Genomic DNA, 14,080 nt, shown 5'->3' with positions numbered 1-14,080 from the left:
TTACCGGCCCGCCATGACGGTGCCAACCCACCTCACGCACTAGACTTCAGGTTCCTTTCCGCACCCCGAGCCGACGCCATGATCGACCTGTATTACTGGCCCACCCCGAACGGCCACAAAGTGACCCTGCTGCTGGAGGAGGCCGGCCTGGAGTACCGCATCCATCCGGTCAACATCGGCTCGGGCGACCAGTTCAAGCCGGAATTCCTCGCCATTTCCCCCAACAACAAGATGCCGGCCATCGTTGACCAGGCCCCGGCCGATGGCGGCGCCCCGCAGAGCGTGTTCGAGTCCGGCGCGATCCTGCTGTACCTGGCCGAGAAGACCGGCCGCTTCCTGCCGAGCGACCCGCGCGGCCGCGTGACGACCCTGGAATGGCTGTTCTGGCAGATGGCGGGCCTGGGCCCGATGAGTGGCCAGATGGGCCATTTCAATGTGTATGCGCCGGAGAAGATCCCCTACGCGATCGAGCGCTACGACAACGAAGTCCGGCGCCTGCATGGGGTGATGGACAAGCGTCTGGCCCAGCATGCCTTCCTGGCCGGCGACGACTACACCATCGCCGACATGGCCAGCTATCCGTGGATCGGCGCCTACGACAAGCTGCCGGTGGACTTCGCCGCCTTCCCGAACCTGAAACGCTGGCATGAGGCCATCGCCGCACGCCCGGCCACCCAGCGTGCCTATGCGCTGCGCCAGCAGGTCAACCCGAACGCCGGCACGCCGCTCAGCGACGAAGAGCGCAAGCACCTGTTCGGCCAGCGCTGAGGGCTGAGGAGGCATCATCCACGCATGGCGTGGATCTACTGGCGGTGGGTGCCTACCGGTGAGTGCCGACCGTTGGTCGGCACTCCGTATGGGCAGAAGGTCATGCTGCCTTCCTGCATGGGCTTGGTTAGGATGGGGGACCACCGCCCCCGCGCCCACCGCCGGGGCGGACCTGCCGTTTGCCGGGATCCTCCATGCGCCATCTGTTCGCCTCACTCGCCCTCATGCTCGCCACCAGTACCGCCGCCCACGCCGAAAAGCTGACCCTGGAAGCCATCACCGGCCCGCTGCCGCTGTCCGGTCCGACCCTGATGAAGCCGAAGGTGGCGCCGGACGGTTCGCAGGTCAGCTTCCTGCGTGGCAAGGACAGCGACCGCAACCAGCTCGACCTGTGGACCTACGACATCGGCAGTGGGCAGACCCGGTTGCTGGTCGATTCCAAGGTGGTGTTGCCCGGCACCGAAACCCTCAGCGATGAGGAAAAGGCGCGCCGCGAGCGCCAGCGCATCGCCGCGATGAGCGGCATCGTCGACTACCAGTGGTCGCCGGACGCACAGCGCCTGCTGTTCCCGCTGGGCGGCGAGCTGTACCTGTACGACCTCAAGCAGGAAGGCAAGGCGGCCGTGCGCCAGCTGACCCACGGCGAGGGCTTCGCCACCGATGCCAAGCTGTCGCCCAAGGGCGGCTTCGTCAGCTTCATCCGCGGCCGCAACCTGTGGGTGATCGACCTGGCCAGTGGCAAGCAGCTGCAGCTCACCCACGATGGCAGCACCACCATCGGCAACGGCGTGGCCGAGTTCGTGGCCGACGAAGAGATGGACCGCCACACCGGTTACTGGTGGGCACCGGACGATTCGGCCATTGCCTTCGCCCGTATCGATGAGGCGCCGGTGCCGGTGCAGAAGCGCTACGAGGTCTATGCCGACCGCACCGATGTGATCGAACAGCGCTACCCGGCCGCTGGCGACGCCAACGTGCAGGTGAAGCTGGGCGTGATCTCGCCGGCGGAACATGCGCAGACGCATTGGATCGACCTCGGCAAGGAGCAGGATATCTACCTGGCGCGAGTCGATTGGCGCGATCCGCAGCACGTGAGTTTCCAGCGCCAGTCGCGCGATCAGAAGAAGCTGGACCTGGTGGAAATCACCCTGGCCTCGAACCAGCAGCGCGTGCTCGCTCACGAGACCAGCCCGACCTGGGTGCCGCTGCACAACAGCCTGCGCTTCCTCGACGATGGCAGCGTGCTGTGGTCGTCCGAGCGCACCGGTTTCCAGCATCTGTACCGCATCGACAGCAAGGGCAGGACCACCGCGCTGACCCACGGCAACTGGCCGGTGGACGAACTGCTGGCGGTCGATGAGAAGGCCGGCAAGGTCTACTTCCGCGCCGGCATCGAGAGCTCGCGCGAAAGCCAGATCTATGCGGTATCGCTGCAGGGCGGACAGCCGCAGCGCCTGTCCAGGGCGCCGGGCATGCACAGCGCCACGTTCGCACGCAATGCCAGCGTCTACGTCGACAGCTGGTCCAACAGCACCACGCCGCCTCAGATTGAACTGTTCCGCGCCAACGGCGAGAAAATCGCCACGCTGGTCGAGAACGACCTGGCCGATCCCAAGCACCCCTATGCGCGCTACCGCGATGCACAGCGCCCGGTCGAGTTCGGCACGTTGACCGCCGCCGATGGCACGACGCCGCTGAACTACAGTCTGATCAAGCCGGCCGGCTTCGACCCGTCCAAGCGCTATCCGGTGGCGGTGTACGTCTATGGTGGCCCGGCCAGCCAGACCGTCACCGACAGCTGGCCCGGCCGCGGCGATCATCTGTTCAACCAGTATCTGGCCCAGCAGGGCTACGTGGTGTTCTCGCTGGACAACCGCGGCACGCCGCGCCGTGGCCGCGACTTCGGTGGCGCGCTGTACGGCAAGCAGGGCACGGTGGAAGTGACCGACCAGCTGCGCGGGGTGACCTGGCTGAAGCAGCAGTCGTGGGTGGACCCGGCACGCATCGGCGTGCAGGGCTGGTCCAACGGCGGCTACATGACCCTGATGCTGCTGGCCAAGGCGTCGAACCAGTACGCCTGCGGCGTGGCCGGCGCACCGGTCACCGACTGGGGCCTGTACGACAGCCACTACACCGAACGCTACATGGACCTGCCGGCGCGCAACGAAGCCGGTTACCGCGAAGCGCGCGTGCTGACCCACATCGACGGCCTGCGTTCGCCGCTGCTGCTGATCCATGGCATGGCCGACGACAATGTGCTGTTCACCAACTCGACCAGCTTGATGAGCGCGCTGCAGAAGCGTGGCCAACCGTTCGAACTGATGACCTACCCGGGTGCCAAGCACGGTCTGTCCGGTGCCGATGCCCTGCATCGTTACCGCACGGCCGAAGCCTTCCTCGGACGTTGCCTGAAGCCCTGATCCACACTCGGGAAGGAGCCCGTCGATGACCCTGCCACCGCCCATTCCCACCCATGGCCCGAAGCCCGCCGGCTGGTGGGGCCGACACTGGCGCTGGGCGATGCCGTTGACGGTGCTGCTGGCGCTGGCCGGAGCGGGAGGCGTCGTGGCCTGGAGCGTGCTGCGCTGGAGCGAGGCGGCACGCGAGAGCCCGCCGATGCGTGAGGCGATGCGCCGCGCGGGGTGCAGCATCGAGCTGGTGGAGGCGTTTGGTGAGCCGCTGCGCACCGAATCGATGCCGCTGGGCAGCATGCAGACGGCGATCAACGGCCAGCGCGATGTCGGCCTGACGGTGGCCCTGGAAGGACCCCATGGGCACGGCAGGCTGTTCGTGAAGGGCACGCGCAGCGAGGACGTCTGGGATTACCCGGTGATGTACGTGCTGGGCGAGAACAAGCAGACCTTCGACCTGACCGCGCTGGATGACGACGAAGCCGCGCGGGAATGCGAACTGCAGGCCTGCCGCGATCGCGGCGAATGCCCGCTGACTGCGGCGCTGTGACTTCCCACCGATTGTCGCCACCGTCGTGAGCGCGTAGGGTGCGGGCAACCCTGTCCTGGAGTGCACCATGAAGCCGATCGCGTTGGCCGTTGCCCTGGCCCTGACCGCCGCCCCGTTGCTGTCCGCACCGCCGGCGCTGGCTGCACCCGCCGCCAAGGCCGCTACGCCGGCCAGCCCGGCCTGGGTTGCCCGCAGCAATGCACTGGCGCAGATCCTGCTCGATGCCCAGGGCCCGTTCCAGCCGGAAGAAACCGGCTTCTTCGGCGTGCCCGGCTATGACGACAAGGTGGCCGACCTCGGCCCGGACAACGGCAAGCGCTACCGCGCCGCGATGGCCAAGGCACGCGACGAGCTGAAGGCCAGGCTGGCCACCGAAAAGGATCCCAACGTCCGCCAGGACCTGGAGATCATGATCCATGCCGCCAACCAGAACATCGAAGGCAGCGAGCTCAACGAGAAGTACCTGCTGCCGTGGAGCGATGCGCCGCAGACAGTGTTCAGCGGCCTCAACCTGCTGCTGTCCGACCAGGTGCCGGCCGAGCGCCGGGCCAAGGCGATCGACCGCCTCAAGGCCTATGCCGGCCTGCAGCCGGGCGGCACCGCCTTCACTACGCTGGCCCGCCAGCGCTACGAGGAACGGCTGAAGGAGAGCAGCCTGCTGCAGCCGACGAAGATCGAAGTGCAGCAGTCACTGGACAACGTCGAGACCTATATCACCGGTATCGAGTCGCTGTTGAAGAAGTACCAGATCGCCGGTGCCGACGAGGCCATGAAAGCGCTGGCCGGGCAGATGAAGGATTACGCCGCCTGGACCCGCAAGGAGGTGTTGCCGAAGGCGCGCGCCGACGCACGCCTGCCGGCACCGCTGTATGCCTACCAGCTCAAGCAGGTGGGCATCGACATCGACCCGAAGGTGCTGATGCAGCGCGCGCAGCTGGAGTTCATGGAAACCCGTTCGGCGATGCAGCAGCTGGCGCCGCTGGTGGTGAAGGACAAGGGCCTGAAAGTGGCCGACCCGAGCGACCCGGTGGCGGTGATCCGCGCGCTGAAGGCCGACAAGATCGCCGATGATCATCTGGAAGGTCATTACCGCAAGGTCATCGACGCGATCGATCCGCTGATCCGCGAGCACGCCATCGTCGACGTGCCCAAGCGCGCCATGCAGATGCGCCTGGGTTCGGCTGCCGAAAGCGCAGCCAGTCCGGCCCCGCATTTCCTGCCGGCGCCGCTGGTCAACAACACCGGGCAGCAGGGCACCTTCGTGCTGCCGCTGGGCAACCCGGCCGCCGGCCCGGGCGCGCAGTACGACGACTTCAATTTCGGTGCTGCAGCATGGACGCTGAGCGCGCATGAAGGGCGCCCCGGTCACGAGCTGCAGTTCACCGCGATGGTGGAGCGTGGCGTGTCGCTGGCACGCACCATGTTCGCGTTCAATTCGGTGAACGTGGAAGGCTGGGCGCTGTATGCCGAGGCCGAGATGGTGCCCTACGAGCCGCTGGACGGCCAGATGATCGCCCTGCAGTTCCGCCTGCTGCGCGCGGCGCGCGCGATGCTCGACCCGATGCTCAACCTCGGTCTGACCGACCGTGCCAACGGCGAGCGCGTACTGATGGAGCAGGTCGGCCTGTCCAAGGCGATGGCCACCCAGGAACTGGACCGCTACATGGTGCGCATGCCGGGCCAGGCGGGCAGCTACTTCTACGGCTATACCCGAATCCTGGAACTGCGCATGCAGACCGAGCTGGCACTGGGTGCGAAGTTCGACCGCCTTGCGTTCAACAACTTCCTGCTGGACCAGGGCCTGCTGCCGCCGGACCAGCTGGCCGAGGCGGTGAACAAGGTGTTCGTGCCGAAGTACAAGCGCTGAACTTCGCCGGGTAGTGCCGGCCGCTGGCCGGCATTCCCATGGCGCAGGAAGGATTGCTGAGGTTGCCGGCCAGCGGCCGGCATTACCGGCGGTGGCCCATTCGGGTCACCGCTGCGGTTGCGGGGTGATCACCTGCGTCGGCAGCCGCGCCGGCGGTTCCGGGTTCGGTACCCAGATCGCCACGCCGGCGGCGCGTTTCTGCGTGGTCGGAATACCAATGCCGACGCCACCGCCGACATGTGAGCCGAATGTGCCGGCGCCTACAGACATGCCCACCGGTGAGCCGCTGCTGCCCACGCCCATCAGCACCACGCCGTTGGCGCCCAGTGCCGCGGCCTCGCGCTTCAGGCGCGCCACCGCCGCATCGGTCTGGCCCTGGGTGCCGAAGCCCACGGCGGATGCCGATTCCAGCTGGGCGATTTCCTGGGAGCCGGCCGGCGGGGTCGAGTAGATCTGGACCAGTGCCGGATCGATCGGTGCGCGGGCGCGGCCCAGCATCACCTTGGAGGTGCTGGCGCAGCCGGCGGCGACCAGCAGGATGGCCGCCACCGCGGCCCAACGAATGTTCATGGCACGACCCCTGTAGGACTGGTTGCGATCATCGGCGGGCCACTCTGAATCGGCGCCAACACCCTGGCACGGGCACGCACCAGCACACGCTAGCACGCGCCCGGTGACAGCCCCGCCAACGGCAGTAGGCGGCAGCCGCAGGAACGACTAAGGTGGGGACAGGAACCAACTGCGGGAGAGCGGAATGGGTGTGATCAGTCTGTTGTGGGGTGTGCTGGCGCTGCTGTGGATGATCCTGGCGCTGATTCCGCTGCTGGGCTGGGGCAACTGGTTCCTGATTCCGTTCGCCGCCGTCGGTGCGGTGATTGCCGCGCTGGGCATTCTGTTCACCCATCCGACCAAGCGTGGCCGGGCCTGGGCCGGGCTGGTGCTGAACGGCATCGTGGTGGTGGTCGGCATCCTGCGCCTGGGCCTGGGCGGCGGCGTGGTCTGAACCCCGCCGCGGGTGCGACAGGGCGTCGCAGGTGCGCGGCCGGCGGCTGGGCAGGGGCGTACAATAGGCCGCTGCGCGAGCCCCCCGCGTGCCTGTGAATCCGTGCCCTGCGCGGCAGCCCCATGATCATTCGACCCCGCCCCCACGGCTGGCAACTGCTGTACATCCTGCGCGGCTCGATCGTTCCGGCGATCGCGCCGAAGGTGCTGGCCATCCTGATCCTGTCCATCGCCGTGGCGGCGGTGGTGGAACTGGCCCCGCCGACCGGCATTGAACGTGTTTCCGTTACGCCGTTCACCCTGCTCGGCCTGGTGCTGTCGATCTTCCTGAGCTTCCGCAACAGCGCCTGCTACGACCGCTGGTGGGAAGGCCGCAAGCTGTGGGGCCAGCTGGTCTACGAATCGCGTTCGCTGGGCCGGCAGGTGAACCTGCTGCTGGCCGATGACACCGGCCGCCGGCGCCGCATCGCCTACCTCACTACGGCCTTCGCGCATGCGCTGGCCGCGCGCCTGCGTGGCCGCATCGTGGCCCTGGCGGCGTTGCCGTGGCTGGACAAACCGCAGCGCGAGCAGCTGGGCCAACGCGAGAACGTGCCCGATGCGCTGCTGGCGATGATCGCCGCCGAACTGGCCCAGGCGCTGCGCGCCGGCCAGCTCGACCCGATCCTGTACACCCAGCTGGAGGAGCGCCTGCACGCGATGTCGTCGATCCAGGCCGGCTGCGAACGCATTCTCACCACCCCACTGCCGTTCGCCTACACGCTGCTGCTGCACCGCTGCGCATGGATGTTCTGCGTGCTGCTGCCGTTCGGCCTGGCCAGTTCGCTGGGCTGGGGTACGCCGGTGCTGTCGGCGGTGCTGGCCTACGCCTTCTTCGGCCTGGACCAGCTGGGCGAGGAAATGGAAGATCCGTTCGGCCTGGAGCCGAACGACCTGCCGCTGGACGCACTGGTGCGCACGATCGAGATCGACCAGCTCGACGCGCTCGGTGAACGCCCCTTGCCCGAACCCCTGCTGCCGCAGGGTTACCTGTTGCAATAGCCACTCTTCGGAGCCTGCCATGTCCCATCCGCTTTACCGCCCGCGCCGTATGCGCCATGACGAGTTCTCGCGTCGCCTGATGCGCGAGAACACGCTGACCACCGACGATCTGATCTACCCGGTGTTCGTGCACGAACGGGCCGGCCGCACGGCGGTGCCGTCGATGCCGGGCGTGGAGCGGCTGTCGATCGAAGAACTGCTGAAGGTGGCCGAAGAGGCGCTGGAACTGGGCATTCCGGTGATCGACCTGTTCCCGGTGATCGACCCGTCGCTGAAGTCGCTGGACGCGTCGGCGGCGTGGGCCGAGGACGGCCTGGCGCAGCGGGCGATCCGCGCGCTGAAGTCGCGCTTCCCGGAACTGGGGGTGATGACCGACGTGGCGCTGGACCCGTACACCACCCATGGCCAGGACGGCATCATCGATGACAAGGGCTACGTGCTGAACGACATCACCGTCGACGCATTGGTCAAACAGTCGGTATCGCACGCCGAGGCGGGCGTGGACATCGTTTCGCCGTCGGACATGATGGACGGCCGCATCGGTGCGATCCGCCGCGCACTGGATGCCGACAACCACCTCAACGTGCGCATCATGGCCTACTCGGCCAAGTACGCTTCGGCCTTCTACGGTCCGTTCCGCGATGCGGTGGGCAGCGCGGCCAGCCTTGGCAAGGCGGACAAGAAGACCTACCAGATGGACCCCGCCAACGGCGACGAGGCCCTGCGCGAGATCGCGCTGGACCTGGAGGAGGGCGCCGACATGGTGATGGTCAAGCCGGGCATGCCCTACCTGGACCTGGTGCGCCGGGTGAAGGAGACGTTCGGCGTGCCGACCTTCGCCTACCAGGTCAGTGGCGAGTACGCGATGATGAAGGCCGCCTTCGCCAATGGCTGGCTGGACGAGCGCGCCTGCGTGATGGAGTCGCTGCTGGGCTTCAAGCGTGCCGGCGCCGACGGCGTGCTGACCTATTTCGCGCCGCAGGTGGCGCGATGGCTGCGCGAGCGCTGACAATAGCGCCACGATAGACGGAGGAATACGCGATGGGACCCGAACTGGGATGGATGCAATGGCTGATCTGGGGCATCGGTACGCTGGTGTTCGGCGCCATCATCGTCGGTGTCTTCATCGCGGCCTGGCGGGCTGGCAAGCGCCCGCCGGAGCAGCTCTCCGCCGCCCGCCACGTGGCCCGTGAGCAGGCCCTGCCGGACAGCGTGCAGGCCGAGCTGGCCGCGCTGAACCAGCGCAAGGACAACGGTCAGCTGAGCGAGATGGAGTACGAGCAGCAGCGCGCCAGGGTGTTGTCGCGCTGACGGGTGGGTGCCAACCTTGGTTGGCACTTTCCTGCATGCCAACCAAGGTTGGCATCTACCAAACGGCCATCCACGCATGGCATGGATCTACCGCACGCACCCGGCCACCGCGGCCACCTTCGGCACCGCCAACCGGTACACGTCCACACCGCCGGCACGCGGCGCCTTCGCCGCGCTGCTGACGACCATCATTTCGCCCGGCTTGGCGGTGTCGACCACCGGCGCGCTGGTCCAGCCGCCCGCCTGATTGAACGACAGCCCCAACGGTTGCAGCGCCGCGTCACTCCACGCGCAGCCGCTGCTCCACACCCGTGTGGTCGTGCTGTTGCCACGACTGAACACCACGGCGCCATCATTGCCCAGCCAGTCGCCGTCGGTCTCGTCATCGGGGCTGTTCAAGGCGGTCAGCGCAGTGGCCGGGCCACGCACGCCCTGCGTGTCCAGCGTCGCTACGAACAGGTCCCAGCCGGCGCCGCGTCCCTGCTGGCGGGCAAACAGCAACCGCCGGCCATCCGCACTCACGGCCGGCCCGCGCTCTTCGCGGCGTCCACCGTCGCCCACCAAGGGTTGCGCCTTGCCCAATTGGCCATCGGCGGCGACCGCGGCCCGGTACAGTGCCAGCGCGTCTTCGCGGCCGGCCGCGAACAGCAGCCAGCGGCCGTCGCGGCTGAAATAGGGATCGCGGGCCTCACCGGCCACGCCCACCGCCAGGGCCTGCGCCTGCTGCCAGCGGCCATCGACCACGCGCGCTTCCCACAGGCCCCAGCCGGCATCGCCGCGCCGGGCGAAGACAATGCGCTGGCCATCGGCACTGATCGTCGCGCGGCCCTCGTCAGCGCGGGTCGAGACCACGCCCATGCCTTCAATGCCGTACTCGTTCAACGCCATCGCCACGGGGGCAGAGAGTAGACTGGCGGCGAGCACCAGCAGGGGCGGGGTGATGCGCATCATCCGGGTCCGTGCACGAAAGAGCACCAGTCTAGCCAGCTTGAGGATTCCATGACCGACCGTTACGCCGTCTTCGGACACCCCGTTGCCCACTCGAAATCGCCGCAGATCCATGCTGCGTTCGGTCGCCAGGAAGGCATCGCGATCGACTACCGCACCATCGATCTGGCTCCAGAAGCCTTCCTGGCCGGTCTGGAAGCCTTCGCCGCCGAGGGGGGTGTCGGTGCCAACGTCACCCTGCCGCACAAGGAAGCGGCGTTCTCGGTGTGCACCACGCTGACCGCGCGCGCGCGCCGCGCCGGCTCGGTGAACACGCTGCTGCGCAAGGGTGACCGCTGGCACGGTGACACCACCGATGGCATCGGCCTGGTGCGCGACCTGACCGACCGCCACAGCCTGGACCTGCGCGGCCGCCGCATGCTGCTGATCGGCGCCGGCGGCTCGGCACGCAGCGTCGCTCCGGCGCTGCTCGATGCCGGCATCACCGAGCTGGTGGTGGTCAACCGCACGCCGGAACGCGCCGACGAGCTGATCGACGCCATGGGCGAACCGGGCCGCGCGATCAGCCGCTACTGGGAAGACCTGCGCGAGCTGGGCGACTTCGAACTGATCGTCAACGCCACCTCCGCCGGCCGTGACCGCGACGTCGAGTTCAAGCTGCCGCTGTCGCTGGTCAATTCGATGACCACCGCCGTCGACCTCAACTACGGCGAGGCAGCCATTGCCTTCCTGGCCTGGGCGCGTGCAGCGGAGTGCCGCAACACCGTCGATGGCCTGGGCATGCTGGTCGAGCAGGCCGCCGAGAGCTTCCTGCAGTGGCATGGGGTGCGCCCGCAGACCGATGAGGTCTATCAGAGCCTGCGCCAGGGCTCGGCCGTGCTGGCCGGCGAGGATTGACCGATGGACAACGCAACCCTGCTGGTGACGGTGCTGAGCATGGTCGGCGTGCGCCTGCCGGTGCTGATCGCGCTGTGCGTCGGCCTGGTCTGGGTGGTCGGCGCACCGCGTGATGCCACCCGCACCGGTGCCCTGGTCGGCCTGCTGCTGTTGCTGCTGTCCAGCCTCGGCGGCATGGCGGCGGGCATCCTGCCGATGTGGATGGTCCGCAGTGGCGATTTCAGTGCCGTGTCGAGCCTGAGCGCCATCCTCGGCGTGCTGCATTTCGCGCTGGCGATGGTCGAGGCCATCGGCGTGGTGCTGCTGGTGTGGGCGCTGGTTCGCCTGCTGCGTACCCGTACGAATCCGGTCTCCTGACCGGTAGCGCCGGGCCATGCCCGGCGTATCTGCCCCTTGGATGGTCCGTTCATCGGACCGTGACCGCCAGCGGGCGACGTCGCTGACCCTGTTCAGCGCCCGCGCTGCGGTGACCGTGGCCGGCCATGCGACAATGGCCGGCCTGATCCAGCCACGGTACCTCCCGGCGTGACCGAAACCGTCGCCGCTCCGCGCACGCTCGATGAGCCCTTGAAGGACGCGATCCGCAAGGCGTACACGACGCTGCAGGCCAATACCCCCGGTTTTTCCACCCGCCGCTCGCAGAGCCAGATGATCGGCGTGGTGTCGCGTGCGCTGTCGAAAAGCGGTGGTGTCGGTGTGGTCGAGGCGCCCACCGGCGTCGGCAAGAGCCTGGGCTACCTCACCGCGGGCGTGCCGATCGCGCTGGCCAGCAAGAAGAAGCTGGTGATCAGCACCGGCACTGTGGCGCTGCAGTCGCAGCTGGTCGAGCGCGACATCCCCAACTTCCTCAAGGCCACCGGCCTGGAAGCGACGGTGGCACTGGCCAAGGGCCGTACCCGTTACCTGTGCACGCGCAATGCCGCCGAGGCGCATGGCGATGGCGCGCAGGGCGGCATGTTCGACGATGAGGCCCCGCTGTTCGACCGGCCGTTGGCGCCGATCGAGATGGACATCGCCAAGCGCCTGACTGACGCCTTCACCGGCGGCAGCTGGGACGGCGACATCGACAACGCGCCCGAAACCATCAGCCCCGGCTTGCGCAGCCGCATCACCACGCCGGCGTCGGGCTGCGCCGGGCGCCGTTGTGCCTACTCGGCGCAGTGCGCGGTGCTGCGTTCGCGCAACACGGTGCGCGATGCGCAGATCGTGGTCACCAACCACGCGCTGTTGCTGTCGGCGCTGTCCATCGGCGACAACGACAGCGGTCAGCCGTTGATCGCACCGCCCTCGGACATGCTGCTGGTGCTGGACGAAGGCCATCACATCGGCAACGTGGCGATCGATCAGGGTGCGGCCAGCCTGGCGCTGGATGAGATGGCCAAGCGCACCGGCCGCCTGCAGATCCTGATCGCCGGTGCCTACCGCGCGGTCGACAAGGATCGCCTCGGCAACCTGCTGCCGAACGAGGCGATCGACGTGGCCAGCAAGGTCAGCAAGCAGCTGCGTGCGTTCCGCGACCACATCGAACGGGTGTGGATGCCGGCGCCGGCCGACGAAGAACCGATGTGGCGTGCCGCCAACGGTCGCCTGCCCGAGGCCTGGCGCGAGCCGATCGAAGCGCTGGCCGACGACACCCGCAGTCTTTACAACTGGGCGCATGCGGCCACCGCGCAGGTGGCCAAGGGCAAGCCGGACGATGCCGCGCGCGAGCGCCTGCAGCGCAACCTGGGCATGGCGCTGGAGATGATCGAGCAGCAGTACAACCTGTGGCAGGCCTGGCGCCGCGAAGACAAGGACGGTGCGCCGCCGATGGCGCGCTGGGTCACCGCCACCCGCGATGGCGACCTGGTGCTGCATGGCTCACCGGTGTCGGCCGCGCACGTGCTGCGCAAGCTGCTGTGGGATGAAGTGGATTCGGTGGTGATGACCTCGGCGACGCTGACCGGCGGCGGTGATTTCCAGTCGCTGGCGATCGACAACGGCATCCCCGAAGAGGCCGAGATGGTTTCGTTGTCCTCACCGTTCGACCTGCCCAACCAGGCCGAGCTGGTGGTGCCGCCGTTCCCGGTCACGCCGGACGACCGCGAAGGCCATCCGCGCGAAGTGGCGCGCTACCTCGACACCGAACTGGATTGGGCCAAGGGCTCGATGGTGCTGTTCACCTCGCGCTGGAAGATGGAGAAGGTGGCCGGCCTGATGTCGGCTGCGCGCCGCAAGCAGGTGCTGGTGCAGGGCGAGATGTCCAAGACCCGGTTGATCGATGAGCACCTGCGCCGCGTCGCTGCCGGCGAAGGCTCGGTGCTGTTCGGCCTGAACTCGTTCGGCGAAGGTCTGGATCTGCCCGGAGAGGCCTGCACCACGGTGGTGATCACCCAGGTGCCGTTCGCGGTGCCGACCGACCCACAGACCGCGACTCTGAGCGAATGGTTCGAGGGGCGCGGGTTGAACGCCTTCAACCTGATCGCGATTCCGCATGCGCTGCGCACGCTGACCCAGTTCGCCGGCCGCCTGATCCGCACGTCCACCGATACCGGCCGGGTGGTCATCCTTGATTCGCGGTTGCTGACCCGCCGCTACGGCAAGCGCATCATCGACGCGCTGCCGCCGTTCAAGCGGGTGATCGGCTGACAGGCGACCACCCTACCTACGGTTCCGGACACGACTCGGACGCCAGCGCATAGGGTTGGTACATGCAGCGGATGAGGGCATCGACGATCTTCAACTGCGGCCGTCCTGCGGGACGCTCGTCGTCTCCCTGCTCGCGTGCGTTGCCCAAGGGCATCGGGAGTTTCGCCAGCCGCGCACGTGCCCGTTTCAGTGCCGGCAGATCATCATCGAGGAAGGCGATGGTGGCATCGACATAGTGATTCCATCCTTCCGGATCGGCACCGTGGGGCTTGTAGGTCAAACGCATCAGGGCAATGGCAGGATCGCGCTGTCCTGCGTCGGCGCGCATCGTTGCTTCATGCCAGGCCAGCCCAGCATGCCCGGCCGCCTTCGCCTGCTGGCGATAGGCAGTGAACAACTCTGCGATCTCCAGCTGGCAGCCTGCACGCTCGGCCAGCGCATCCCAGCCCTCATCCGGGCCATTGTCGAACGCCTCCGGCGACATCGCCAGCAGTCCGGCGCGATCGTCGAACCGGCAGTCGTCTGCCAGCGCGGGTGCGGAGCTCACGGCGAGCGCCAGGGCCATCAGGCAGCGGAAATACATCGTCACGTCCTTGTGCGGAATGAAAAGGGGACGGAGGGGATTAAGTCGTTTGTGCCATAAACGACTTAATCCCC

At 67.7% G+C, this 14,080-nt stretch carries 14 protein-coding genes; 11 read left to right on the top strand and 3 right to left on the bottom strand.

What is annotated here, in order from left to right:
* The first annotated feature begins 78 nt into the window (after positions 1-78).
* The 4 genes from ABH900_RS05590 (at position 79) to ABH900_RS05575 (ending at position 5,596) form a co-directional block, all read left to right on the top strand.
* Positions 79-768: a glutathione binding-like protein gene (locus ABH900_RS05590; protein ID WP_429621910.1), complete on the top strand. Its 690-nt coding sequence runs from the start codon at positions 79-81 to the stop codon at positions 766-768.
* A 194-nt stretch (positions 769-962) separates the two neighbouring features.
* Positions 963-3,188 carry a S9 family peptidase gene (locus tag ABH900_RS05585; RefSeq protein ID WP_429621909.1) on the top strand — a complete coding sequence of 742 codons (2,226 nt, stop codon included), beginning with the start codon at positions 963-965 and terminating at the stop codon, positions 3,186-3,188.
* Between the two features lie 25 nt (positions 3,189-3,213).
* Positions 3,214-3,729 (top strand): cytochrome c oxidase assembly factor Coa1 family protein, encoded by a 516-nt coding sequence (locus tag ABH900_RS05580; protein WP_429621908.1) that lies wholly within the window; start codon positions 3,214-3,216, stop codon positions 3,727-3,729.
* 67 nt (positions 3,730-3,796) lie between these two features.
* Positions 3,797-5,596: a DUF885 domain-containing protein gene (locus ABH900_RS05575; protein WP_429621907.1), complete on the top strand. Its 1,800-nt coding sequence runs from the start codon at positions 3,797-3,799 to the stop codon at positions 5,594-5,596.
* Between the two features lie 105 nt (positions 5,597-5,701).
* Here ABH900_RS05575 and ABH900_RS05570 read toward each other — a convergent pair whose 3' ends face one another.
* Entirely contained in the window at positions 5,702-6,166 is a 465-nt protein-coding gene (locus ABH900_RS05570) for a hypothetical protein (RefSeq protein WP_429621906.1), read from the bottom strand.
* Positions 6,167-6,350: 184 nt separating this feature from the next.
* Here ABH900_RS05570 and ABH900_RS05565 point away from each other — a divergent pair, with 184 nt between their 5' ends.
* From ABH900_RS05565 to ABH900_RS05550, 4 genes are all read left to right on the top strand, one after another.
* Positions 6,351-6,599, top strand: coding sequence for a hypothetical protein (locus tag ABH900_RS05565; protein ID WP_012512426.1), 249 nt, complete (start codon positions 6,351-6,353; stop codon positions 6,597-6,599).
* 122 nt (positions 6,600-6,721) lie between these two features.
* Entirely contained in the window at positions 6,722-7,639 is a 918-nt protein-coding gene (locus tag ABH900_RS05560) for a bestrophin family protein (protein WP_429621905.1), read from the top strand.
* A 19-nt stretch (positions 7,640-7,658) separates the two neighbouring features.
* Complete coding sequence (gene hemB, locus ABH900_RS05555) at positions 7,659-8,648, top strand: porphobilinogen synthase (protein ID WP_429621904.1); 990 nt, start codon at positions 7,659-7,661, stop codon at positions 8,646-8,648.
* Between the two features lie 32 nt (positions 8,649-8,680).
* On the top strand, positions 8,681-8,950 hold the full coding sequence (locus ABH900_RS05550; protein ID WP_406753126.1) for an SHOCT domain-containing protein: 270 nt from the start codon (positions 8,681-8,683) through the stop codon (positions 8,948-8,950).
* Between the two features lie 87 nt (positions 8,951-9,037).
* On the opposite strand, the gene ABH900_RS05545 is transcribed toward ABH900_RS05550, so the two are convergent.
* Positions 9,038-9,901: a hypothetical protein gene (locus tag ABH900_RS05545; protein ID WP_429621903.1), complete on the bottom strand. Its 864-nt coding sequence runs from the start codon at positions 9,899-9,901 to the stop codon at positions 9,038-9,040.
* A gap of 48 nt (positions 9,902-9,949) precedes the next feature.
* On the opposite strand from ABH900_RS05545, the gene aroE reads away from it, so the two are divergent.
* The 3 genes from aroE (at position 9,950) to dinG (ending at position 13,423) form a co-directional block, all read left to right on the top strand.
* Positions 9,950-10,795, top strand: a complete 846-nt coding sequence (gene aroE, locus ABH900_RS05540; protein ID WP_429621902.1) for a shikimate dehydrogenase — start codon at positions 9,950-9,952, stop codon at positions 10,793-10,795.
* A 3-nt stretch (positions 10,796-10,798) separates the two neighbouring features.
* Complete coding sequence (locus ABH900_RS05535) at positions 10,799-11,152, top strand: hypothetical protein (protein WP_429621901.1); 354 nt, start codon at positions 10,799-10,801, stop codon at positions 11,150-11,152.
* Positions 11,153-11,320: 168 nt separating this feature from the next.
* On the top strand, positions 11,321-13,423 hold the full coding sequence (dinG, locus tag ABH900_RS05530) for an ATP-dependent DNA helicase DinG (protein ID WP_429621900.1): 2,103 nt from the start codon (positions 11,321-11,323) through the stop codon (positions 13,421-13,423).
* Between the two features lie 16 nt (positions 13,424-13,439).
* Here the strand turns inward: dinG and ABH900_RS05525 are convergent, their stop codons facing one another.
* On the bottom strand, positions 13,440-13,970 hold the full coding sequence (locus tag ABH900_RS05525; RefSeq protein ID WP_429621899.1) for a hypothetical protein: 531 nt from the start codon (positions 13,968-13,970) through the stop codon (positions 13,440-13,442).
* Positions 13,971-14,080 lie beyond the last annotated feature (110 nt).

The sequence above is a fragment of the Stenotrophomonas sp. AN71 genome, assembly GCF_050435725.1.
Taxonomy (GTDB): domain Bacteria; phylum Pseudomonadota; class Gammaproteobacteria; order Xanthomonadales; family Xanthomonadaceae; genus Stenotrophomonas.
The sequence above is the reverse complement of the archived record's forward strand: the minus strand, read 5'-3'. Positions and strand labels throughout refer to the sequence as shown.

Excerpts from the sequence above, each read along its gene's own strand:
- ABH900_RS05590 (WP_429621910.1), top strand. The coding sequence starts at position 79 with ATGATCGACCTGTATTACTGGCCCACCCCGAACGGCCACAAAGTGACC.
- ABH900_RS05570 (WP_429621906.1), bottom strand. The coding sequence starts at position 6,166 with ATGAACATTCGTTGGGCCGCGGTGGCGGCCATCCTGCTGGTCGCCGCC.
- hemB (WP_429621904.1), top strand. The coding sequence starts at position 7,659 with ATGTCCCATCCGCTTTACCGCCCGCGCCGTATGCGCCATGACGAGTTC.
- ABH900_RS05575 (WP_429621907.1), top strand. The coding sequence starts at position 3,797 with ATGAAGCCGATCGCGTTGGCCGTTGCCCTGGCCCTGACCGCCGCCCCG.
- ABH900_RS05535 (WP_429621901.1), top strand. The coding sequence starts at position 10,799 with ATGGACAACGCAACCCTGCTGGTGACGGTGCTGAGCATGGTCGGCGTG.
- ABH900_RS05550 (WP_406753126.1), top strand. The coding sequence starts at position 8,681 with ATGGGACCCGAACTGGGATGGATGCAATGGCTGATCTGGGGCATCGGT.
- ABH900_RS05580 (WP_429621908.1), top strand. The coding sequence starts at position 3,214 with ATGACCCTGCCACCGCCCATTCCCACCCATGGCCCGAAGCCCGCCGGC.
- ABH900_RS05545 (WP_429621903.1), bottom strand. The coding sequence starts at position 9,901 with ATGATGCGCATCACCCCGCCCCTGCTGGTGCTCGCCGCCAGTCTACTC.
- aroE (WP_429621902.1), top strand. The coding sequence starts at position 9,950 with ATGACCGACCGTTACGCCGTCTTCGGACACCCCGTTGCCCACTCGAAA.
- ABH900_RS05560 (WP_429621905.1), top strand. The coding sequence starts at position 6,722 with ATGATCATTCGACCCCGCCCCCACGGCTGGCAACTGCTGTACATCCTG.
- ABH900_RS05565 (WP_012512426.1), top strand. The coding sequence starts at position 6,351 with ATGGGTGTGATCAGTCTGTTGTGGGGTGTGCTGGCGCTGCTGTGGATG.
- ABH900_RS05585 (WP_429621909.1), top strand. The coding sequence starts at position 963 with ATGCGCCATCTGTTCGCCTCACTCGCCCTCATGCTCGCCACCAGTACC.